The 23323-nt window shown below is 71.0% G+C and carries 12 protein-coding genes and 2 CRISPR repeat arrays; of the genes, 3 read left to right on the top strand and 9 right to left on the bottom strand.

From position 1 onward, the window contains the following. Positions 1 to 113 precede the first annotated feature (113 nt). The 4 genes from casB to KBX50_RS27505 all read right to left on the bottom strand — a co-directional run bounded on the left by casB (position 114) and on the right by KBX50_RS27505 (position 7581). Entirely contained in the window at positions 114 to 788 is a 675-nt protein-coding gene (gene casB / locus KBX50_RS27520; protein WP_210940632.1) for a type I-E CRISPR-associated protein Cse2/CasB, read from the bottom strand. Continuing rightward, complete coding sequence (casA, locus tag KBX50_RS27515; RefSeq protein ID WP_210940630.1) at positions 785 to 2446, bottom strand: type I-E CRISPR-associated protein Cse1/CasA; 1662 nt, start codon at positions 2444 to 2446, stop codon at positions 785 to 787. Before casA ends, casB begins: the two co-directional genes overlap by 4 nt. A gap of 195 nt (positions 2447 to 2641) precedes the next feature. Then, a complete protein-coding gene (locus KBX50_RS27510; protein WP_210940627.1) occupies positions 2642 to 5485 on the bottom strand; it encodes a CRISPR-associated endonuclease Cas3'' in 2844 nt (947 codons plus the stop codon). Next, a complete protein-coding gene (locus KBX50_RS27505; protein WP_210940625.1) occupies positions 5482 to 7581 on the bottom strand; it encodes a UvrD-helicase domain-containing protein in 2100 nt (699 codons plus the stop codon). The genes KBX50_RS27510 and KBX50_RS27505 overlap by 4 nt, the downstream gene beginning before the upstream one ends. A 258-nt stretch (positions 7582 to 7839) precedes the next feature. On the opposite strand from KBX50_RS27505, the gene KBX50_RS27500 reads away from it, so the two are divergent. Next, positions 7840 to 9135 carry a protein kinase gene (locus KBX50_RS27500; protein ID WP_307871093.1) on the top strand — a complete coding sequence of 432 codons (1296 nt, stop codon included), beginning with the start codon at positions 7840 to 7842 and terminating at the stop codon, positions 9133 to 9135. Here KBX50_RS27500 and KBX50_RS27495 read toward each other — a convergent pair. Next, positions 9071 to 9769, bottom strand: a complete 699-nt coding sequence (locus tag KBX50_RS27495; protein WP_247674540.1) for a hypothetical protein — start codon at positions 9767 to 9769, stop codon at positions 9071 to 9073. The two genes, KBX50_RS27500 and KBX50_RS27495, sit on opposite strands and share 65 nt — an antisense overlap. 56 nt (positions 9770 to 9825) lie before the next feature. Further along, positions 9826 to 9996 carry a hypothetical protein gene (locus KBX50_RS27490; RefSeq protein WP_210940623.1) on the bottom strand — a complete coding sequence of 57 codons (171 nt, stop codon included), beginning with the start codon at positions 9994 to 9996 and terminating at the stop codon, positions 9826 to 9828. A 93-nt stretch (positions 9997 to 10089) separates the two neighbouring features. Between KBX50_RS27490 and KBX50_RS27485 the strand changes: the two genes are divergently transcribed. Both KBX50_RS27485 and KBX50_RS27480 read left to right on the top strand, forming a co-directional pair. Next, positions 10090 to 12201 carry an N-6 DNA methylase gene (locus KBX50_RS27485; RefSeq protein WP_210940621.1) on the top strand — a complete coding sequence of 704 codons (2112 nt, stop codon included), beginning with the start codon at positions 10090 to 10092 and terminating at the stop codon, positions 12199 to 12201. Between the two features lie 224 nt (positions 12202 to 12425). Continuing rightward, a CRISPR array of direct repeats spans positions 12426 to 13736; the repeat unit is 28 nt; unit sequence CTGCTCCCCGCGCACGCGGGGGTGATCC. A 92-nt stretch (positions 13737 to 13828) separates the two neighbouring features. Beyond that, the gene (locus KBX50_RS27480) at positions 13829 to 17356 is read left to right on the top strand and encodes a hypothetical protein (protein WP_210940620.1); all 3528 of its coding nucleotides are present in this window, start codon (positions 13829 to 13831) and stop codon (positions 17354 to 17356) included. Here the strand turns inward: KBX50_RS27480 and KBX50_RS27475 are convergent. From KBX50_RS27475 to KBX50_RS27465, 3 genes are all read right to left on the bottom strand, one after another. Then, positions 17353 to 17649 carry an NIPSNAP family protein gene (locus tag KBX50_RS27475; RefSeq protein WP_210940618.1) on the bottom strand — a complete coding sequence of 99 codons (297 nt, stop codon included), beginning with the start codon at positions 17647 to 17649 and terminating at the stop codon, positions 17353 to 17355. The genes KBX50_RS27480 and KBX50_RS27475 overlap by 4 nt on opposite strands. Positions 17650 to 17879: 230 nt before the next feature. Continuing rightward, positions 17880 to 21140: direct repeats of the CRISPR family, unit length 29 nt; unit sequence CTGCTCCCCGCGCACGCGGGGGTGATCCC. 117 nt (positions 21141 to 21257) lie between these two features. Next, complete coding sequence (locus KBX50_RS27470; RefSeq protein ID WP_210940616.1) at positions 21258 to 22436, bottom strand: histidine decarboxylase; 1179 nt, start codon at positions 22434 to 22436, stop codon at positions 21258 to 21260. A gap of 191 nt (positions 22437 to 22627) precedes the next feature. After that, positions 22628 to 23167 (bottom strand): MarR family winged helix-turn-helix transcriptional regulator, encoded by a 540-nt coding sequence (locus KBX50_RS27465; protein ID WP_210940614.1) that lies wholly within the window; start codon positions 23165 to 23167, stop codon positions 22628 to 22630. Between the last annotated feature and the right edge of the window lie 156 nt (positions 23168 to 23323).

Genomic DNA, 23323 nt, shown 5'->3' with positions numbered 1-23323 from the left:
ACCCAGGCCCTCATCGCCCTGGCCCGCAGACTCGTCGACGTGCTCTGGGCACTGCTGCGCGACAACCGCGAATTCCACGACTCACCCCCGCTCACCGCGAGGGCTTGACACGATCATTGAGATTCCTCCTCGGAGTTGTCGGTGCTTGGAGCGTCAGCGTCGGTGCTGGGTCGGCTGCGGAAGAACTCCCGTCCCCAGATCGCCTGGATCTTCGGGCGGCGTTCGGGTTGCCGGAGGGTTTGGAGGTCGTCGGCGAGCAGGCCGTAGTCGAGTGGGATCTGGTGTTCCCGCAGCATCGTGATCAGGCTGCGCAGGTGGTAGATGCTCTCGGGGTAGGTGCTGGCGGTGCCGAGGGCGGCGAACCGCCGCCGTACCCCGTCCGGCCCGGCCGACCTGCGGACCAGGTCGGCCATGGCGTGGCCCAGCCCGCGTCCGTCGGCGTGCATGCGTTCCCGGCGGGACTGCTGGTGCAACGCGTACAGGGTCACCGCGTCGTGGGCGGCCTGTTCCGCGTCGGTCGGCTCGGTGTCGTCGGCCGGGCGGTGACCCAGCAGGTGCTCCGGCACCTGCACGTACCGCTCCAGGGTGAAGTCGAAGCCGGGGGTCCGGCCGATACCGCGCCGCAACCGCGCGAGTGCGCTGACCGCCTCGGGTTGCGGCACGGTGCTCAACGCCCGCGCCTGGAGGCGGCCGACGGTCCGGGCGACATGCTCGCCGAGGTCCCGGCGACGCCGGTACCGCACCTTGGGGGGTGGGCCCGCCGGATCGGCTTCCACTGCCGTGGTCATGCTGGCTGCTCCTGTCTCTGCTGCGGGGACTCGACCCCCATCGGCAACGCCTTGGCCAGACCGGTGCGGAACCACGCCTCGGCCTGCGAGCTGGAGTAGTGCACCTCTCGGCCGGCGCGGTCCTTACCGGTGCGGCCGACCCATGCCGTCGGGCCTGCCGCTTCCACCAGCCCGGCACCGAGCCGACTGATGGCCCGCCAGACCAGCCGCTGCCACTGGCCCCGCTCGGCTGCCGGGTCGCTGTCCGGACCCAGGCGCGCCAGCCAGTCGCGGAACTGCCGGTCCAGCAGGGCGTACGCGCGCTCAGCAGCGCGGTCGGCGGCGCCACCCTCGGTGTCCCGGCTCCCAGCGGCGCGGGCCAGGTTGTCGGCGAGGCGGCGCAGCACCGTCACCGCGGCCTCGGCGTCGCCGGCCGCGTCGACGGCTGTCGCGCGCAGCGCCGAGTCCGCCACCAGCAGCAGCACGTTCATCGTCAGCGCATCGCTGAACACCTCTTCGACAACCGACTGCTTGGCGCCGTAGGTGATGCTCACGGCACGGGTGCGGGTCTGGAAGTCGGTGCCGACGACGCCGGTGACGGTGAGCCGGGCCAGCCACTGCACCACCATCGGCGGGAGCCGCTGCGGCGGCTCACCACCCGGCGGTGGCGGCGCGGGAAGCAGGGTTTGCAGCCCGCGCCACAGGGCCCGGCCGTGGTCGTGCGGTCGGGGCAGGTAGATCGGGGTGCGTTTCTGGTCGCGTTCGCGGGGTGCACTGCGACCCCAGACGCTCATGGGTTCCAGCAGGTGCCGGTCCTGCCATTCGATCCGGTCACCGTTGGCGATCATGGCACCGGTGATACCGCCAGCATTACCGAACAACCGGATCCGGCGGGACTGCCAGGTGTAGAGGCTGAGCAACCCGTACGGGCCACGCGTTGTGGCGGACTCCTCGGCGGCGGTGTGCGGCTCGCGCTCCCACACCGGCACGTCCCGCTCGTCGGCCGACTGCCAACCGGGAGCGACCGGCACCAGGTTCAACAGCAGGGTCTCCCGCAGGTTCGCGCCCTCCAGGTGGACACCGCCCAGCCAGCCGAGGGACCCCGCGCCAATCGGATAGCCGCGTCCGCCCTGGACACGTGAGTCTCCGACCGCTCCGGTCTTGATGCCGGAGCTGTCGTACGCCTGGCAGTGCACCACCCAGCGGGCCGCCTCCGCCGGGCTGATCAACTCCATGCCCAGTCCTGCGCGGGTGGTCAGGAACGGCATCCCGTTCGGTACGTCCGCGATCAGCCGCTCCAGGCCGTACGTGTTCTCCTTCGCCGCCCGCAGGTCGGCCACCTGGTAGAACGGCTGCTGCGGATGCAGCAGGTCGAACCTGTCTCGGAAAGCGTCGAGATACTCGACGATGTCGGCGGTCGGTAGTTGACGGCCCCGCCACAGCGCGCGCCAGGCGGCCTCCCCCGGCGGACCGTCCGTGGCGCGATGCAGAACCGCCAGTGCGAGGCGCAGGATCGCGAAGCTCTGCGTGGGCAACTCGCAGGCGATCATGCGCAGGTCGCCTGCCTGCTCGAACAGGCCGCGCAGGGACACCTCGCGGCGGGTCCCGGCGACGTCCAGCACCGGAATCCACGCCTGGTCAACCAGCGAGAACCCCTGCCGCTCCAGCGAACTCGTCAACGTTGGCCACCTCCTTCGTCGCCTAATCTAACCAGGAACAGTGTGACGCTCAATATGGACGGGCTTGCTTTCCGCCCGAGCATCGCTATAGCCTTTCGCCACCGCCGTCCGGGACGGCGTTGCAGTCCCTCCGGTGGAGGGGTGATCCGCAGGATCAGTGGGACGCAGCATCGCTCCCCGCGTATGCGGGGCTTCCTATTCGTTCCGGAAGACACGGAGACCCTCGTGAGGCTCGTAGTAAAGATCGAAAGGGCCAATTCGCCCGTGACCCTCGCCGTCGATATCGAGGACGAGCTCGCCAGCGAGCCACGGGTTGTCCTGCCAGGCTCTGACGTCGACCCGACCCTCGATCTCGGCGATCACCCCATCGATGACGTCAGCGGACGTCATCGAACGGGGCAAGGGCAGGGTGCACCGAACTATGGAACGAGCCAGAGTCCAACCTGGGGAGGAGGCAATCGGCACCCGTACTCCGCCCCCGTGGATCCATGGGGGGAGTACTAGACCGTCCGGGGTGCGTACCAGGAGTAGGACTTCGAGGGTTTCGGCGTCGGTGTCGCGGACGTGGCCCTGCGCCACGCGTTCGTCGGCGTCGCCGACGCCGCCGGAAAGCCAGCCGATCAGGGGTACGCCCGGTTCGGCGACGGCGGCCAGGCGGAAGCTGTCGGCCTTCGACTCCTTGGTGGCGATCTCGTCGCGTTGTCTGGCCTCCGCGTCGACCATGGCGGGCTGCCAGGACTCGGGGCCGACCGGCGTGTCGCTGTAGGCGGTCTGGGTGATCGGTGAGATGTCGCGCGGCAGCCGTACCGGTTCGCCGTCCAGGTAGGGCAGGAGCACGGCGGCGCTGCGCAGCAGGGTGGCCGGCTGGTAGACGCGTCGTGATCCGCTGACCGGCTGGGGTGGTTCGACACTCCAGTCGGCGCCGGTGATCCAGCAGGTCGCCTCGGTGAGCCGGGCGGGTCGGTCGGCGCGGGGGTGGCGGTGCAGCCTGCCGACGCGTTGCAGCACCAGGTCGACCGGGGCGAGGTCGGTGACGAGCAGGTCGAAGTCGATGTCGAGGGACTGCTCGGCGACCTGGCTGGCCACCACGACGTGCCGGTGGGGGCGGTTGCCGGTGCTGCCCGGTGGGCCGAAGGTGTCGCGCAGCCAGCGGTCCTTGGCGGCCCGGTCGACGGCCATGAAGCGGGAGTGCGCCACCGACACGGGTGTGTCCGGCCCGAGGGCCGTCCGGAGCGCGGCAGCGGTCTCCTGGACCCGGGCCACGGTGTTGCGGACGACGAGGGCACAGCCGCCGTCGGTGAGCCGGTCGCGGAGCAGGTCCACAAGTGCGGGCAGATCGTCGGGTAGCCGCCGCAGCGTCACGTCGATGCCCCGTCCGGAGTCGCCGCAGCTGATGGCGGTGGCGCCGCGCTTGTCGGTGGAGACGGTCACCAGGGGGTACCGCAGATCGGTACGCAGCGGCGCGTACGGGTCGATGCGTGGTGCGCCCCGGTCGCGCCAGGTCAGCCGCGGCGGTGGGCCAAGGCGGCCGTCGTCGTACGCCTTCATCAGTTCGGTCCGCCGGTGTGCCGGCAGCGTCGCCGAGAGGACCACCACGGGCACGCCGTACGCGCCGAGCCATTCCAACGCCCGGTCGAGGAACCGGCCCATGTAGACGTCGTAGGCGTGCGCCTCGTCGATGACGACGACCTTGCCGGCGAGGCCGAGGTGGCGCAGCACGAGGTGCTTGCTGCGCAGCGCGGCGAACAGCAGTTGGTCGACGGTGCCGACGACGAAGCTGGACAGCATCGTCCGCTTAGCTCCGGCCAGCCAGCGGTGCACACCGATGTCGGCGCCTCCGGCGTCCTCGCCGATGCTGCTGGGCAGCGACGTCGTCCGCAGGTCGTCGTAGTCGGGGTTGAGGGCGGCTTTGCCGTGGGCCAGTCGTACGTCACGGTCGCCCCGGCCGACCTGTGTGTCGGGCAGCCGGCGCAGCCAGGACAGCATCCGGCCGAACATGGCGTCGCTGGTGGCTCGGGTGGGCAGGGCCAGGTAGCAGCCGGATGCCCCGGTGCGGCGGGCCAGGATCTCCACCGCCGCCAGCGCCGCTTCGGTCTTGCCCTCCCCCATCGCCGCTTCGACGATCATCATGCCCGGTGTGGGCATGGTCTCGGCCAGGTCGGCGGCGGTGCGCTGCACCGGGCGTGGGGTCGCCCCCGCCGGCAGCGCGAACCGTGCCGTGAACAGCTCGTCCACGCTGGCCGGTGCGGTGGCGGGTCGCCAGGGCACCGGCAGGTCCACCAGCTCCCACCCGGTCCGTAGCCGATCGGCGTCGCTGCCGGTGAGCAGGTAGGGAAAGTAGTCCTCGTTGCTGGCGATCCAGTCGGCCACGATGACTAGGCCGGTGAGCAGGGCCTGCACGGGTTGGGAGAGGGCGACGCCGCGCCAGTCGGTGAGGCGGTCGCCGGCGCCGGACCGGTGCGTCATCCAGGTCAGCAGTTCGTGCTGGACGGGTCGCCACGCGTCGCCGCCGAGCAGGTGGGGGCGTACCCGCACGTCGCGCAGGCCCATGTCGGTCGGCGGTACGCCGTGGTGTCCGCCGACGACCACGGCGTACGGGTGCGGGTCGGCCCAGTCCTGCTCGTGCAGCCAGTCGGCCAGCAGCACATGCCCGGCGGTGGCGTGCGGTGCGTACCTGCGGTCGGCGCTGATCAGATCCCGCTGGTAGCCGAGTCCGTGGTCACGCATCCGCTCCGCGAGGTTGTACGCCTGGTGGGCGAAGGCGGGGGTGGCCTTGCCGATGTCGTGGATGCCGGCGAGCCAGACGATCAGGGTGCGGGCGTCCGCGTCACCGGCGGGCAGTTCGTCGGCGATGCGGTGCCGGGCGGCGCGGCCCAGCCAGTGGTCCCACAGTTGTCCGGCCACGTCGGCGGTGTCCGCCAGGTGTCGCCACAGCGGCAGCCATCCCACCGGGGAGGTGCCCCGGCGGTCGGTTTTGCCCCAGACCGTGCGTGCCGCCGCGCTCAGCGGTGGGGCGTCGGTGCTGACCCGGGCGTTCATCGGGCCACCGGCAGCAACGGGCTCGGCGTGCCGCTGTGGGACAGGTAGAGCACGTCCCGGGCCCGGGTCAGCGCGACGAACAGCAGGCAGCGTTCCCGCTGGAGGTCCTGCCGGTGGGCGTGGGGATCCTCGGTGGCGGAGGTGAGTGCGTGTGGTGCCGGGAGCACGCCCGCGTCGAGCCCGACGACCGCGAGGCACTGGAACTCCAGCCCTTTCATCCGGTGCATGGTGGCCACCCGCACCCCGTCGGTGCCGCGTTTGTCGTCGGCGACGGGAATGTGGGCGTCACTCAGGATCCGGCCGACGGTCTTGACCAGTTGCCCGGTGCGCACGGCCACGCCGACCGCGTGCGGTTCGACGCCCTGGTCGAGCCAGGTGCCGACCCGCTCGATCAGCGCCTCGCACTCGCCGTCGCGGCTGACGTGCGCGGCCAGCTCGGGTTTCCCGCCACGGGTGACCGAGCGGTAGCCGCGCAGCGTGTCGTCCTGATCGTCGAGCCCGACGGTGGCGTCGCCGCCGAGGACCTTGACCGACAGGTCGAGGATCTCGTGGGTGGTCCGGTAGTTGACGCTGAGCCGGCGGGTGCGGCCCCGGACCTCGATGCCGAGGTGGGCCAGGGACACGTGGCTGTCGTAGATGCGCTGGTACGGGTCGGCGAGCAGGAACATGTCGTTGGGGCCGGGTGCCACCAGCGCCCGCAGCAGCCGCCACTGGGCCGGATGCAGATCTTGCCCTTCGTCGACGACGACGTGCCGATACGGAGCCCGTGCGTGGCGGGCGATGGCGGCGCCGTCGTCGGCGAGCTGGGTGTGGGTGCGCAGCCGCCGTTTGGCCAGCTCACCGGTCACCGTCTCGATGACGGTCCACACCTGGTCGCGCTGCGCGGCGCGCAGGCCGGCGCCGCGTCCCCGGCGGGTCGCCTCGCGGTACGCCTCCCGGCAGGTGACCTGCTGGGCCAGCACCACCTGCTCCCACTCGTGGCGCAGGAAGGCGGGGCTGAACGTGGTGACCTGGCCGGCACGGTTGAGGTAGGTCGGGCCGGCCTTCGCCGCGGCCTCCCACAGCTGGTCGACAACCTCGGCGTCGGCGACGGTCACCCGACCGCGGCCTCGGGTGACGATCTCGTAGGCGAGCTTGTCGACGCTGATCACGTCGATGCGGGCGCGTACCGCCGGGTCGTCGGTGAGCCGGTAGAGCTGTCGGGCGAGGGCGTCGGCGAGGGCACGGGTGAACGTGGTCAGCAGGACCTTCTGTCCGTCTGGCAGCCGCTGGGCGAGGAACACCGCCCGGTGCAGGCCGGTCACGGTCTTGCCGGTGCCGGCGCTGCCGGTGACCAGCGCGGGCCCGCTGTAGGTGTCGCGGTAGGCCACGTCCCGCTGGGTCGGGTGCAGGAAGGTGCGCCACACGTCGAACGGATGGGCGAGGATGGCCGCGAGTTCCACCGGCCCCGAAACGAACGCGATCCGCTCGGGGGTGCGTCGCGCCGCGGTCAGCAGGTCGTCGGTGTCCACCCCGGACACGGTCCGGTCGGCCAGTTCCGCCCAGACCTCCTCGACGGACAGCCCACTGGCCAGGCCCAGCAGCACGTCGAGTTGGCTCTCCGGCAGGCGTCCAGCCAGGCTCTCGAGCTGCTTGTCGGTGGTGATGACCCGCAGCAGCGGCAGCAGGTCCTCGTCCACACCGAGCCGGGTGAGGTCGGCGATCGAGACGTGGGCGAACAGTCCGGCGCTCGCCGGTGACGGCTCGGCGCGGGTGAACTCCTCGATGCCGACCTGGTCCCGCATCTCCAGCACGCCCAGGGTCTGGTTGACGGTGAACCGGCGGCTCACCGCGAAGGCGATGGCGTCGTCGTGGGGCAGGACGTCGAGCAGCGCGTACCTGTCCTCGCCGAGCGCGAGCACCACCCCCCGGTAGAACTGGTCGATCCGGATGGTGCGGATGTTCGGGTCGCGCGCGCCGGTCAGCTTCTCCAGGTGCAGGCCCGCGTGAGTGTGCTCGGCGAACTTGCCGATGGCGGCGTCGACGGCGCGCTGCACCCGCCGTTGCAGCCGGGCGTAGGCGGGCAGAAAGCCCCGGCCGATGGCCAACTCAGCCATACATCCCCCGATGACGGGCACCCTGGGCGCGGCCAGGAGCAAGGTGGACGAACTGTCGCGCGCCGGACACGACCGGCGGCCTGGTTCACGCAACATGGACGGCGGCACCGAGCGCTCACCGCCACGCATCGAGCCCATGATGCACCTTGTGAACTATGCTTGCAAGGGTACTTCTGTGGGCAATGTTCACCAGAGTGGATGCGGCGTGCCGAACGGATGTGTCCGACGGTGACCGCTTCGGTCGTTATGCTGAGCCCCGTGGTGCCTAGCACGAGCCTCAAGGACCGCTATCGGCTGGCCCGATACCCGTTGGCCCACAAGGGAATGAGCGAGGTCTGGCCGGCCCACGACGCGCTGCTCGACCGGCCGGTGATCGTCAAGTTCGTCGCTGCCACGGACCTGGATCTGGTCCGCCGCTTCCGCCGCGAGGCACTGCTCACCGCCCGCCTCGACCACCCCGGCGTACCCGCCGTCTACGACCTCGGCGAACACGCCGGCCACCCCTACGCGGTCCTTCAAAAGATCAACGGCGTCGCCCTGTCGGACCTGGTCGCCGAACACGGTCCACTCCCGATCGGCTGGGTGGCCGCCATCGGCGCCCAGATCAGCAGCGTCCTGCTCGCCGCCCAACGACTCGGACTCGTGCACCGCGACATCAAGCCCAGCAACGCCATGCTGGAACCAAGCGGCGCGGTGAAGGTACTCGACTTCGGCCTGGCCGCGATCCCCAACGACGACCGCTACTCCCGGATCACCCAGAGCGGGCAGGCGCTCGGCACGATCGGCTACATGGCACCGGAGCAGATCCTCGGCCAGCCGACCGACCACCGCGCCGACCTGTACGGCCTCGGAGCCACCCTGTTCGACCTGCTCACCGGCAGCGCACCCTTCGACGACCTGACCACCATGACCACCGTGCGGCGGCAGGTGGCCGCCGCCCCGCCCCGACCCGCCACGCTACGACCCGACACCCCGGCGGCGCTCGACGACCTGGTACACGCGCTGCTGACACCCACCCCCGACGACCGCCCGGACAGCGCCGCCGACGTCTACCGCGTGCTGGCCCCGTTGGCTGCGGATCTGCCGCCGATTCCGGGTGTGCTGGACGAGTCCGTCACCGCGGTCCAGGCGTACGCGGCGATCGTCGGGCGCACCCCGCCCCACCGCGGGGCCGCCGCCGCACCTGCCGGCGAGCCGTCCGATGTGGAACTGGACAAGGCCATCCGGCAGGCTGAGCAGATGCAGGCCGCGGGCGAGTTCCGCGCTGCCGCCCGGCAGTGGCGACGGCTCGCCGAGCACCGGGCCCGCCAGCACGGCGACGACGATCCCCTGGTGTTCGATCTTCGTCTGCGTGCCGCGCGTACCCATCTGGCGCTCGGCGAACGCGACCGGGCGGTGCGACAGCTTACGACCCTGCTGGAGAGCCGGGAGCGGGTGGACGGGCCGGATCACCCGGCCGTGCGGGAGCTACGCGAGGAGATTGCCCAGCTCAGCGCGGAACGAGCCGACTCGCTTCCGCTGCCACAGCAGCACGCACCAGACGCGGATCGCTGAACAGCCGGGGCAGCAGCGCCGCCTTCTGCTCGGCGAACCGGCGACCCCCGTAACGGAAGATCTGAGCGCAGTTCTGCCCCCGTGTCTCGGTCGTCATCGCCCGTACCGCCAGCGGCGAATACATCGTGCTGTGCTTCAACCAGGCGGCCTCCTCGCCGTGCCGGTCAAATCCCCGGCCGCTCGCCGCGTGCCCGAACACGTCGTGGACCGCGCGGAACATGTCGTTCTCCCCGTCGCTGAGATACGGATGGGGATTTCCGCTGGCCGCGCTGGCAAAGACCTTCAACCGACGCTGCCGCACGTCGTCGATCATCGACGCGACGTCGGGGTACGGATCCTCGTCGACGATGCGCACCGTCACGCCCAGCCCACCGAACTCCGTCCGCCCCACCAGGAGGTGGTACTGCCGCACGGTCTCCCGGCAGAACGCCGCGTAGGCGGCATAGGCCCGCTCGTCGCGCTGCGGGGCCGCCACGTACGCGTCGGCGATGGCCGCGCCGACGACGGGGTCAAGGCGCACTCGCGCGTACGCCTGGGACGGGGTGCCGGGCGCGTAGCGCCGCGCGCCGCGACAGACGTACGCGACCGGTGGGAAGCACGGGGACGCAACGGGTGACGGCGTCGGTTCGCGCAAGGGTGTTCATGGTCCTCCTCAGGTCGACGGGATTCGGTCGGTGCGGATAAGCGGGGTCAGCGCGGTGTCGCGCTGACCCGCGCCGGCTGCGGGCAGGCGCCGTCGCGCGTCTCGGTGTGCTGCTCGCGACGGAGCAGCTCGCCGAGCATTCGGATCTCGGAGGCGCGACGGGCCTGGCAGAGCTGGGCGATCTTTCCGACGGTGGTGCTGCGCCCACGACGTGGCATGGGAAACCTCCCCGAGGTTGTGAACTGATCGACCGGAACTGTAGCGCCTGTAAACCGGGTACACAATATCGATCATTATGCTAACGTTCACGAGTGACAACAGAGCCGACCCTGGCCCCGAGCGAGACCACCCTGACCGCCAGCGGCATCGCCCGACTGGCCAACGTCGGCCGGGCCGCGGTGAGCAACTGGCGACGGCGCTACGCCGACTTCCCGACACCCGTCGGCGGCACCCCGGCGAGCCCGTCCTTCGACGCCCGCGAGGTGGAGCACTGGCTACGCCGACACGGCCGGCTGCACCAGGCCGGCACCGACGAGTGGGCCTGGCGACACATCGAGAGCTACCAGCCCGCAGCCCAGATCAGTCACGCGCTCGGCATCGCCGGCGCGCTCCTGCTCGTCCGCGCCGACCAGGCCCCCACCCCCCACGCCGGCCTGCCCACACCCCGGCAACTCATCACCCGGCTGCGCGCCCTCGACCCGGCGGTGGCCACAATGGTCGACCCACTAGTGCCGAAACAGTGGACCGCACAGCTCAGCACCATGCTCGGCGCCGTCGACCAACTCGGTGCGGAACAGGGCCCGGAAGCGGCCTTTGAACACCTGCACCACCGCTACGTCTCCTCGGCCCACTCCCTTTCCGGCCTGGCCGGAACACCGGACATCGTCGCCGAGGTGATGCTGGCCCTCGCCGGGCGAGGCGACGTCACCTTCGACTTCACCAGCGGCACCGGGTCGATCCTGCGGCTGGCCGCCGACCTAGCCCTGACACGGGGCACGGCAACCCGGTGCTACGCCCAGGAAATCAACCCGCAGTACGCCCTGATCACCCTGCTGCGGCTGTGGCTGCTGCACCTACGCGTCCGACGCAGCGTGCCCGACGCCGCGCCACCCGTCGTCCACGTCGGCGACAGCCTGCTCGCCGACGCACTGCCCGACCTGCGGGCCGACGTCATCGTGGCGAACTTCCCCTTCGGCGTCCACGAATGGGGCCACGACAAGCTCGCCTACGACCCCCGCTGGACCTACGGCCTGCCCCCACGCACCGAACCCGAACTCGCCTGGGTACAGCACGCCCTCGCCCACCTGACACCCGGCGGCACCGCCGTGGTGCTCATGCCCCCGGCCGCCGCGTCACGCCCCGCCGGCCGCCGCGTCCGCGCCGAACTGATCCGCCGTGGCGCGCTACGCGCCGTCGTCGCCCTACCCGCCGGACTGATGCCACCCACCGGCATCGGACTGCACGTCTGGGTGCTCACCCAACCCGACCCACACCAGCCACCGGCCGGCGACCTGCTCGTGGTCGACACCACCGCCGCACCCGACCGGCCGCTCACCGACACCGTGGCCACCGCATGGAGCGCCTACCGCTCGACCGCGTACGCCGAACTGCCCGGCGTACACCGCACCGTGCCCGCCATCGACGTCCTCGACGACCAGGTCGACCTCACCCCACAACGCCACCTCCCACACACCAGCGACCTCACTGCCGACCCAACCCAGGTCATCGCCCACATCAGCGATTTTGACCAGCTCCTCGACCAGCTACGGCGCGGTCTGCCGGCAGTACGACAGGCACCGGCAGTACGACAGGCACCGGACATACCCCTACGCGACGCCCCACAGGCCGACGTCGCCGACCTCGTCCGCTCCGGCAGCATCTCCGTGCACCGCGCCGCCGCACGCAGCCGATCGACGGGCGCCACCGCCACCGCTGTCGTGCTGACCGCCGCCGACATCCTCTCCGGCAGCCCCGCCACCGGCACGACGACCCGCACCGCCGACGACGAACCAGGACCGGAGATACGCCCCGGCGACATCCTCGTCCCCGTCATCGGGCGCAGAATCACCGCCCGAGTAGCCACCCCAGAACAGGTCGGGGCTGAACTCGGGCCCGGCACCCAACTGATCCGCGTCGACACCACCCGCTTCGACCCGTGGTTCATCGCCGGCGTCATCTCCCGCACCGACAACCTGCGCATCGCCGGCCGCGCCGCCAGCACCGGCAACGGGGCCATGCGCATCGACGTCCGACGACTGTCCATCCCGGTCGTGGCACTCGAACAACAGCACGCGTACGGCCAAGCCTTCCGCCAACTCGTCGAGTTCCGCGCCACCCTGGAGCGAGCATCAGCAGCCGGAGCCACACTCGCCCGCGAGATCAGCGACGCCCTGACATCGGGCACCCTCGGCCTCACATCCTGATTCAACTGACCATGATGGAGCTGGGCGGTCGGCAAACCAATAGCGGCGACCAAAACTGGTCACCCCTGAGCAGCCGTCTGAACCGGCCGCGCCCGGTACGCTGCTCTCACCGCACCTCAGCACTGGGGCGTCGCCCTTGCAACACAGTCCGCAAAGAGGCGATCTTGCGAAGCAAAGTGAATGAAAGCGGAGTAGTTGATCTATAGCGCCGCAGGTCAAGAAGTCTGCTCCCCGCGCACGCGGGGGTGATCCCGTACACCACCACACACGACCTCGGATCAGTCACTGCTCCCCGCGCACGCGGGGGTGATCCTCGTTCCCGGCGGCATTCGTTTTCCCGTCGCGTCTGCTCCCCGCGCACGCGGGGGTGATCCCGGTACTCGGGAGCATTCTCGGGTACCGTTCTCCTGCTCCCCGCGCACGCGGGGGTGATCCCAGATACGCAACACACGAAAGACGCAAACCGTGCTGCTCCCCGCGCACGCGGGGGTGATCCCGTACCGTCAAGCGGCGAACCGGTGACCCCACTCTGCTCCCCGCGCACGCGGGGGTGATCCCCTTGGGGAAGACTTGTCCGATGCTTTCCTCGCCTGCTCCCCGCGCACGCGGGGGTGATCCCACTCCGGCGCGGTTGGGTCGCTCGACGTCGCTCTGCTCCCCGCGCACGCGGGGGTGATCCCTGGGGTTCAACCACGTCAGCGGCCCGATCAAGCTGCTCCCCGCGCACGCGGGGGTGATCCCTGGGGTTCAACCACGTCAGCGGCCCGATCAAGCTGCTCCCCGCGCACGCGGGGGTGATCCCCGTCATCGACAAGGAAACGCTTCCGCGTGACGCTGCTCCCCGCGCACGCGGGGGTGATCCCGCCGTCGGCTGCGCGTGCGGTGCCACGTTCGCCTGCTCCCCGCGCACGCGGGGGTGATCCCGCCTCGTAGAACGTGTCCACGTTGACGCCGATCTGCTCCCCGCGCACGCGGGGGTGATCCCCTGGCCGGTGCTCGCCTGAGCGGTGCCAACCTCTGCTCCCCGCGCACGCGGGGGTGATCCCGGCCTGCTGGATGTCCTCCGGGGTGCTGGCCCCTGCTCCCCGCGCACGCGGGGGTGATCCGGTCATCATGTCCCCGTCCTCGGGGACATCCCTCTGCTCCCCGCGCACGCGGGGGTGATCCGGTGAGGATCTCGGCGGCCAACTCGGAAAGCAGCTGCTCCCCGCGCACGCGGGGGTGATCCCTGGCGGACCAGGTTGTAGATGGCCTTGTTGGCCTGCTCCCCGCGCACGCGGGGGTGATCCCGCGAGGAGAGTCGCATGAACACCGAGCCAATGCTGCTCCCCGCGCACGCGGGGGTGATCCCCCGAACGCCGTCGCCTACTTCCGGCGGCACGGCTGCTCCCCGCGCACGCCGGGGGTAATCCACCCTAGACGGCGGAGTCCGGCGCGCGAACGCGCTGCTCCCCGCGCACGCGGGCGTGATCCGGAGACGGTGAAGACGCGTGGCTGGGCCGGCAACTGCTCCCTGCGCCTAGGGATCCCGCGTCGAGTACCGAGCCGCCGGCCTGTCACGGTCGGCACTCGGTCGACTACCGTGAACGCTGGCGCGACACGTTCGTCCGTCCATGGGGGAGGAAGCTTGCGGCACGGTCGGCGTTCGTCACTGACGCTGCAGTTGTCGGTGCTTCTGCTCGCGGTGCTGCTTGAGGTAACGACGAGCCTGGCCACGGACGCGGCTGCTGGTTCTGGGTTGTTCGCCTGGGTCGAGGTGATCGCCGGGCCGGCGCTGATCGTGCTCCTGCTCGTGCTGGTCGGCGGCAACGCGCTGATTCTGTGGTGGGAGAATCCTCGTACGCCGAAGCCGACCTGGGAGGGTGACCGTTCGCCCTATCCGGGACTGTCGGCGTTCACCGAGCAGGATGCGGCGGTGTTCTTCGGCCGCGACGAGCTGGCTGCGGATCTGGTCCGTCGTATGCATCGGCTCACCGCAGACACTGAGGCGCGTTTCGTCTGTGTCACCGGGGCTTCCGGGAGCGGGAAGTCGTCGCTGGTGCATGCCGGTGTGGTGCCTCGGCTGCGGGGGCAGCGGTGGCAGCTGCTCGGTTCGCTGGCCCCGGCAGGCGAGCCTGTTGCCCGGCTCGCGGGGCTGGCAGCGACGTTGTCCGGTGGGCAGCGTCCGGTCGCGCTGCGCGAGATGTGGTCGGACGCGGACGCTTTCGCCACGGCGGTACGGGCGTGGCGGGCGAAGGTCGGCAACCGGCACGGGCGGGTGCTGCTGATCCTCGACCAGTTGGAGGAACTGGTCACCCTGTCTGGCCCGGCGGAGCGGACTCTGTTCCTCGACCAGGTGGCCACGGCGCTGGACGCGGACCGCCGGCTGTGGGTGGTCGCGACGCTGCGCATCGAGTTCCTGGCCGAGCTGCTCGCCGGTGAACACGCGCGACTGTTCGCCGCACCCGCGGCGGTAGGCGCCGTGCGGCGCAGCGAGCTGGTGAGCGTCGTCGAAAAGCCGGCCCGGCTAGCGGGGATGAGCTTTGAGCCGGGGCTGGTCGACCGGATCGTCGAGGAGACCGGCACTCCGGACGCGTTGCCTCTGCTGGCGTACCTGTTGCAGGAGCTGTACCTGGCCGTTGGTGCCGGCAACGTGGTCACTGGGCAGCGTTACCAGGAGTCGGGTGGGGTGGCAGGGGCGCTGGCGCGGCAGGCGGACACTGTCTTGGCCGAGCTGCGTACGAGGTACGACGTCGAGCTGATCCTGTCCACCCTGTTGCGTCTGGTGTCGATGGACGGTGGTGAACCGACCCGACGTCGGGTGCCGCTGGCCGAGCTGTCGGCACCGCAGCGCCGGATCGTGGACGTGTTCACCGACGCTCGGCTGCTGACCTCAGCCGCTGACGGCGACCCCTACGTGCAGGTGGCGCACGAGGCGTTGTTCCGGCAGTGGGCGCCGCTGCGTCAGGAGGTCGAGACGCGGGCTGAGCAACTGAAACGGCGTACCGAGTTGGAGCGGTGGGCAGCGGACTGGCAGCGCTCCGGCCGTAGTCCTGACTACCTGCTGACCGGCGATCGGCTGACGCTGGCCGGGCAGTGGCTGGAGGCGATGCGCTCGGCCGGGCAGGACAGCCCCACCGCGTACGCCTTGGTCGACGCGTCGCGTCGCCGCGATACCGCTTTCCTACGTCGCGTGTCGGAGTCGATCGGCCGCTACGCGCTGGCCAACGTCGACCGCTACCCGGAACTGGCCGTCCTGTTGACCACGGCCGCGTTGACGGAGTGCCCCACCACTCCCGCCGCCGCGCAGGCGCTGATGTCCGCGTTGGCGTTCAGCCACGTCGAGGCAGTGCTGCCCGGACACACCGACGCGGTCCGGGGCGTGGCCTGGTCACCCGACGCAAGCCTGGTCGCCACCGCGTCCCGCGACGGCACGGCACGGCTGTGGGACGCCACCACCGGCACCGTCGCCGCCGTGCTGCGCGGCCACACCGACATGGTCGAGGCCGTCGCCTTCTCCCCCGACTCCGCCCACGTCGCCACCGCGTCGCGAGATGCCACGGTACGGATCTGGGAGGTGGCCAGCGGCACCCTGGTCACGGTCCTGGCGTGCGGCGACTGCGTACGCGGGGTCGCCTTTTCTCCCGACGGCACCCGACTGGCCGCCACCAGCCGCGACGGTCTCGTCCGCCTGTGGGACACCGCCACCTGGACCGACCACGACACGCTGACCGGGCACACCGGCGACGTGTGGGGCGTCCACTGGGCACCCGATTCGGCACGCCTGGTCACCGCCTCGCACGACCGTACGCTGATCGTCTGGGACGCCGCCACCGGCGGCCCGGCGGCGACGCTGCGCGGCCATCTCGAACTCGTCGAGGCCGTCGCCTACTCCCCGGACGGGCGGTGGATCGCCAGCGGATCCGCCGACCACACGGTACGGATCTGGGACGCGGCCACGGGCACGCAGCACAGCGTCATCGGTGGACAGCGCGACACCGTCTGGTCGGTGGCCTGGACGCCGGACAGCCAGCAGGTCGCCTTCGCGACCGGCGACGGCACCATCCGGGTATGGGACACCGATCGGCTGCGGGAGGTCGCCGAGCTGCGCGGGCACGAGCACACGGCCTGGTGCGTCGCCGTCAGCCCCGACGGTGCCCGAGTGCTCAGCGGTTCGGCCGACGCCACCGCCCGCATCTGGGCACTGCGTCCACGCGGCGCCGAGCAGGTCCTCCTCTGCGGGCACCGCGCCGCCCTCACCGGGATGGCCATCGACGATCAGGGCCTCATCGTCACTGGGTCGGCGGACGGCACGGTCCGCCGCTGGCACCGGAACGGACGCCGGCAGGGCACCATCCACCCGGTTGCAGCAGGGGTAACCGCGGTGGCCAGCCACGGAAGCCGGTTAGCCGTGGCGGCGCAGGACGGCTCGCTGCGCCTGCTCGACAGTGGCGGCGAGACCGTCTTACGCAACGACGGCGTCGAGATCGAGTCCCTGGCCTTCTCACCCGACGGATCACGGCTCGCCGCAGGGGCGAAGGACAACACCATCCACCTCATCGACGTACACGCCGGCGCGGTCGTCGGCTTCCTGCACGGCCACACCGACTGGATCGGCGCACTCGCCTGGTCACCCAGCGGTCGCTACCTCGCCTCCGGCTCCGACGACCGCACCATCCGCGTCTGGGACATCGAGAATCCCGCCGCGAGCCGGCTACTCGCCGGTCATCAGAACTACGTCGACGGACTCGCATGGGCACCCGACGAACGCCACCTCGCCAGCTGCTCCGCCGACTGGACCATCCGCATCTGGTCACCCACCGAGCCGGACGCGCCGGCCCGCGTACTCACCGGCCACGACCGACGGGTACGCGCCATCGCCTACTCCCCCGACGGCCGCTATCTCGCCTCCGGCGGCGACGACCGCACCGTACGCCGCTGGGACACCCAAACCGACGACGGTCAGGTGATCGGCGTCCACCGCGACCCGGTCACCTGCCTCGCCTGGCTCGCAGACGGGTGGCACGTCGTCACCGGCTCGGTTGACGCCACCACCCGCATCTGGACCATCGACGTCGACCTACCGACGCTGACCAACGCCGCACGGGCCCGGGTGTTCCGCTCCCTCACCACGGACGAACGCCGCTCCCACCTGCTGCCCGTGACCGAAAGCTAGAGCACCTGCTCCACCGTGCGAACCTCCTCGTCAATGAGGAACTCCGCCGGATCCACACCGAGCTGCTCGCGCTGCGGCGACGCCCAGTAGGCCGCGTTCGCGTCCTCGAACGACTGGTCACCGTCGTAAGAGATAACCCAGATATGGGCATCGCGCTCGCGGTCCACCCACGACCCGTGCACCTCGAAACCGAACTCACGCCGCAACGGCACGACCAAGGTTTGCCATGCCCGCACCCACTCGTCTAGCCGCCCCTGACGCACGCTGTAGGTGCGGATCTGCACAGTCCTCACAGCAACTCCATCGTGTCCGGCAGCACATCCTGACGCCCAGCACCGCCCGCGGAGCCAGCTAGGCCATTCGCGCAGCGGTAATCCTCACGATGACACCCGCTACGCTGAACCCCAAACTTCCTCCGCACCACTCACCCGACCCGCTACCAACGGAAAGAAGCTAGACGATCTTGCGAGGCAAAGTGAACGAAAACAGAGTACTTGATCTCTAGCGCCGCAGGTCAGCAAGCCTGCTCCCCGCGCACGCGGGGGTGATCCCGATTACTGGCCGATCATCAAGGCCATCAAGGACTGCTCCCCGCGCACGCGGGGGTGATCCCGAACAGCAACACCTCCTGGTAACCGTGCTCACCTGCTCCCCGCGCACGCGGGGGTGATCCCCGAAGCGCGGACGGCAGTCCCGGACTCGCACGCTGCTCCCCGCGCACGCGGGGGTGATCCCAAAATTCTCGCTGGCACTCCCGGTGGCGCGCGCTGCTCCCCGCGCACGCGGGGGTGATCCCGTGCCGGTATGCACTCCTGCTGAGTACGCGATCTGCTCCCCGCGCACGCGGGGGTGATCCCGCGGCGACCAGCACTGTGCCTGATCCGACGGTCTGCTCCCCGCGCACGCGGGGGTGATCCCTCGCTCTGCGACACGTAGCCGCGGCAGGAGAACTGCTCCCCGCGCACGCGGGGGTGATCCCTATCTCGAACACGCCGGCGCGGTTGGGTCGTTCTGCTCCCCGCGCACGCGGGGGTGATCCCTCCACCAGGAAACCGAAGGCTTCCGTCAACCCCTGCTCCCCGCGCACGCGGGGGTGATCCCGCCGACACGCTGACCGCCTGGTTGGCCATCACCTGCTCCCCGCGCACGCGGGGGTGATCCCAATCGTTACCTCGTCGCGGTCATCGTCGGCTTCTGCTCCCCGCGCACGCGGGGGTGATCCCCGCGCATCGCCGCCAGCGTCACCGGGCCGGCCCTGCTCCCCGCGCACGCGGGGGGGATCCCAACATCCCCAGGACCGTCTACACGCGGCTGATCTGCTCCCCGCGCACGCGGGGGTGATCCCGTCGCGCCGTCCATGTCGCCCTGGAGCGCCGGCTGCTCCCCGCGCACGCGGGGGTGATCCCGCGGTAGCCCCGCCGCCGGAAGTAAGCCAGCGCTGCTCCCCGCGCACGCGGGGGTGATCCCGCGGCGACCTGGCCGAAGTCGTACTCGCAGTGCTGCTCCCCGCGCACGCGGGGGTGATCCCTGCCCGGCGGTGATCTGAGCCTGCCGGAGCGGCTGCTCCCCGCGCACGCGGGGGTGATCCCCTCCGCACCTGGCACTCGACGCTCGACGACAACTGCTCCCCGCGCACGCGGGGGTGATCCGTAACTCCAGACCTACCGGGGGGCCGGCACGGGCTGCTCCCCGCGCACGCGGGGGTGATCCTTTGCCCGGTTGGGAGCCGTCCGGCGGGGCCGCCTGCTCCCCGCACGCGGGGGTGATCCGGAGCGCCATGGCCTCTCCTTCGCGGTCCAGCCCTGCTCCCCGCGCACGCGGGGGTGATCCCAGGGAGCGGTAGCCGTCGGCCGGTTCGAGGTGCTGCTCCCCGCGCACGCGGGGGTGATCCCCTTTCTGCGGAGGTGCCCGTAATGGGCGATGCCTGCTCCCCGCGCACGCCGGGGGTGATCCCACCAGCGAGTCCGCGTAGTGGGCCACGGAGAGCTGCTCCCCGCGCACGCGGGGGTGATCCGCCGAGAAACAGCCAGCGGATCCCGGCAGCGGCCTGCTCCCCGCGCACGCGGGGGTGATCCCGTGCCGTTCGGCCGCGGCTCGTACTTGACGCGCTGCTCCCCGCGCACGCGGGGGTGATCCCCACGCCCAGACATGTTCGCTGAGCGTGTCACCCTGCTCCCCGCGCACGCGGGGGTGATCCCGTCGCCAGCTCTACACCGGCCGCCCCGTGTGCCTGCTCCCCGCGCACGCGGGGGTGATCCCTCCGACGACATGCCGACACCGCCCAGCAGGGCCTGCTCCCCGCGCACGCGGGGGTGATCCCCCGACATCGACACCACCGACAGGGTTCGGCCCCTGCTCCCCGCGCACGCGGGGGTGATCCCCCGCCGTACTGGGCGCGGTGGGGTCCGTGGGGCTGCTCCCCGCGCACGCGGGGGTGATCCCGTGGCGCACATCGTCGCCACGCTCCCCGAGGTCTGCTCCCCGCGCACGCGGGGGGTGATCCCACCGACGACTCGCGGCCCAACACCGGGAAGCCCTGCTCCCCGCGCACGCGGGGGTGATCCCCGGCCCCGGCTGATCGGAGGATGGGTCAGATCCTGCTCCCCGCGCACGCGGGGGTGATCCCGGGGGCCGATGACCACGTCCCCGTCGTCCGGCCTGCTCCCCGCGCACGGGGGGTGATCCCAGCCAACAGGCTGGCGGGTGCACGCGTCACGGCTGCTCCCCGCGCACGCGGGGGTGATCCCGTGATCGTGCCGGGCCCGTCGCGGGTCCACTGCTGCTCCCCGCGCACGCGGGGGTGATCCCGGCACGTTCACGATCGCGTTCGATCAGGTGGACCTGCTCCCCGCGCACGCGGGGGTGATCCCCACCCAGCTACCACCCGCCCCACCACGGCGGCCTGCTCCCCGCGCACGCGGGGATGATCCCTGGCACCGCCGCGACGGCCTCCACGGCGTCACCTGCTCCCCGCGCACGCGGGGGTGATCTCCCACATCGTGGCGTACACGGCCGGCGGCACGGCTGCTCCCCGCGCACGCGGGGGTGATCCCGGGGTCACCGCCGGCTACCTCGACTGGACGGCCTGCTCCCCGCGCACGCGGGGGTGATCCATACACGCTGGTGGAGGACTACTCGGATGGGCGCTGCTCCCCGCGCACGCGGGGGTGATCCCGACGCATCCGCGCCGCCGTCCTACTCCGCGACCTGCTCCCCGCGCACGCGGGGGTGATCCCGTGGCGAGCTCGCCGGCGAACCCGGCGCGGAGCTGCTCCCCGCGCACGCGGGGGTGATCCCTCGTCGTCGATCTCGACGCTGATGTTCGTGGTCTGCTCCCCGCGCACGCGGGGGTGATCCCGAGGCCGACCGTCAGAACCTCCTCACCGCCGCCTGCTCCCCGCGCACGCGGGGGTGATCCACAGCGCGAGCCGGCCACAGTGCCCGGTGTGCCACTGCTCCCCGCGCACGCGGGGGTGATCCGGCGCGCGGCGACCTGCCGATCTTCGTCATCATCTGCTCCCCGCGCAGGCGGGGGTGATCCCAGCCAGGCCGGCAGCGGAGCCACCAGCTCGGTCTGCTCCCCGCGCACGCGGGGTGATCCGAACCCTGCCTGGCCGGGCGGCGTACATGCCGGTCTGCTCCCCGCGGATGCGGAAGTGGTCCGCGGACCGCGTCGCCAGCGTGGCTGAAGCCACCTGCCCCCGCGCATGCAGGGTGGTCCGGGGCCGCAGGCCGCTATCCCGGCATGCACCCCCTCCTCCCCCGCGCATGCGGGGGGTGGTGGTCCCATGTCGACGTACAGGATGAGTTGGGCATCTTGCTGCTTCCAGCGCACGCAGAGGATGTCAATACCGGCTAGCGCCTCAGACGGAGTGACCAGACCGGGAGACGCCCTTCCAAGTCACGTCATCGGCGCTCCCACGGCTGGCTGCTTGACACAGGCCGGGGTAGCCGCCCCGAGGGTCATCGCTGCCAGGGTCGCCGTGAGCTGATCAACCTGGCCGCGGGTTACACCCGGCATGCAGATGAAGTGGCTGAGTCCGGCCAGCGTCGGCATCGGCCATCGCGCCAGAATTGCCGGAGGCGGCCTACGCAGGACAACGGTCAGCGCCTGGGGATTGCGCCAGCTCGGCCAGCCAATGTCCAGCAGGCGTTGGTGGGCGTACTGCGCCACGTCGCGCCCGGACTCCGCGCGTATGCGCAGACCCGTACGACCAAGTTGTTGAAGGACCACCCACAGCATCAGAACGGCTAGTCCGTTGCGTGAGCCGGTGATGGTCGTGTCAGGGCTACCGGTATAGGCGACGACTTTGCCGCATTTGTCGTTGTCGTGGTGACGGGCGATGACGACGCTGCACGGCACAGGTGTCCCGAAGAACTTGTGGCCGCTGACGCAGATGCTGTCGGCTCCGTCGGTCAGGTCGAAGCCCGGCGGGTCCTCGCTGAGGGCCAGCGGTACGCCGGACAGGGCCGCGTCACTGTGGATGTGCCGGTCACGCACGCCGACGTCGGCCAGGAGGTCTTGGATGTAGGCGACGTCATCGACGGCTTCGGTCATGGTGGTGCCGATGGTGGCGACGACGATGATCGGTCGGCGGCGGTGTAGTTCGGCGTAGCAGGCAAGCTCGTCGTAGTCGATCTCCCCGTTCCGCTGGCTGCTGACGACGACGGTGGGCATGCCGAGCAGGTGCGCGGCTTTGGAGACGCTGTAGTGAGCCGCGGCGGAGTGAAAGACGACGCCATCGGGGTAGCGGCTGCGGGCACGGTACAACGCCCACAGGTTGCTTTCGCTGCCGCCGCTGCTCACGTATCCCGTCCACGGTTGAGGGGCGCGGAACAGGTCGGCGAAGAAGGCCAGCACCTCGCGTTCGAACGGTTTGCTGTGGTGGGGATGAGTGGGGTCGAAGCCGGGGTCACCGACGTTGTTGAGTAGGTGCCCGAGAAAGGGGCTGAGCGTGCGGTAGTCGAGGTCCACAGCGGCCGGGAAGCCGAGGTAGGTGTTGGCGCTGCCGCCGAGGTGGCGCAGCAGGGCACTGAGACGAGGGTCGTCATCGGGTCCGTTGAGCACGGTGCGAGCCATGCTGTCTCTCCTTCTCGGGGTGGAAGCTCCGTCCGGGGCGGCCAGCGAGTCGTCCGTTTGGGCGGTCGCGCGGCGAGCAGTGCTGCCGGCGATCGCCGCCGGTTGTCACGGCGGTACCGAGGTGCGACGGGCGACAAGAAGGACCGCGTCGACGTACAGCGCGTACCCGCGGGCCATGCCGATCCGGCCGCTCATCGGCCTGCTCCCGGCTGTTTGGTGAGCGCCTTGTGGGCTCTGGATGTCGTGGCGAGTTGCCGCAGTGCCCGCGCGAGGCCGTCGCCGGAGGAGATGCCGGCGGTGGCGAGCAGGCGGGTCTGTTCGGCGTCGACGCGGCCCTGGATGCGGCGGGCTAGGTCGACCCCTTCTGGGGTGGGGCGGAGCACGACTCGGCGGCGATCGTGTTCGTGGAGGTTGCGGCGGACCAGGCCGCGGTCGACGAGGAGTCCGACGGTGTTGGTGAGGGTGGCTTTGGCGATGCCGATCTCGACGGCGGTGGTGCGGGTATCGATCACTCGGCGGGCGCAGATGAGCACCAGGACGTCGTAGGTGGTCCAGGTCATGCCCTCGTCGCGCAGGACGGTGTGTTCGAGGTGTGCGCGGATGGTGTTGGCGGTGCGGAACAGCTGCGCCAGCGGCCCGGGTCGCGGCGGTGGCGGCGGTGGTCGGTTGGTGACCGGTGGGCGGTAGATGCCGGCGATCTGCCGTGGCCGCCGCTGCATGGCGGCGTTCATCGGACCCACCGTGGCCTGCGGACGGTGCGGCGGTTGCGGCGTTGCCGCAACCGTCCAACATTGGTCCGAGGCTGTGGTGCCGGCTCGGTGCGGTGCCGTCCGTGTCGGCGTGGCGTGTTCGTGTCGTGCGTGTTCACGTCTCTCCCCCCGTGAGAG

Origin of the sequence: Micromonospora sp. C51, from assembly GCF_018070435.1 — a bacterium.
Taxonomy (GTDB): Bacteria; Actinomycetota; Actinomycetes; order Mycobacteriales; family Micromonosporaceae; genus Micromonospora; species Micromonospora sediminimaris.
This window is presented reverse-complemented; position numbering and strand designations above follow the sequence as displayed.

Bases quoted from the DNA above. Each gene is read 5' to 3' on its own strand.
- KBX50_RS27465 (WP_210940614.1), bottom strand. From the start codon at position 23,167: ATGAACGCCGCCATGCAGCGGCGGCCACGGCAGATCGCCGGCATCTAC.
- KBX50_RS27505 (WP_210940625.1), bottom strand. From the start codon at position 7,581: ATGGCTGAGTTGGCCATCGGCCGGGGCTTTCTGCCCGCCTACGCCCGG.
- KBX50_RS27490 (WP_210940623.1), bottom strand. From the start codon at position 9,996: ATGCCACGTCGTGGGCGCAGCACCACCGTCGGAAAGATCGCCCAGCTC.
- KBX50_RS27510 (WP_210940627.1), bottom strand. From the start codon at position 5,485: ATGAACGCCCGGGTCAGCACCGACGCCCCACCGCTGAGCGCGGCGGCA.
- casB (WP_210940632.1), bottom strand. From the start codon at position 788: ATGACCACGGCAGTGGAAGCCGATCCGGCGGGCCCACCCCCCAAGGTG.
- KBX50_RS27470 (WP_210940616.1), bottom strand. From the start codon at position 22,436: ATGGCTCGCACCGTGCTCAACGGACCCGATGACGACCCTCGTCTCAGT.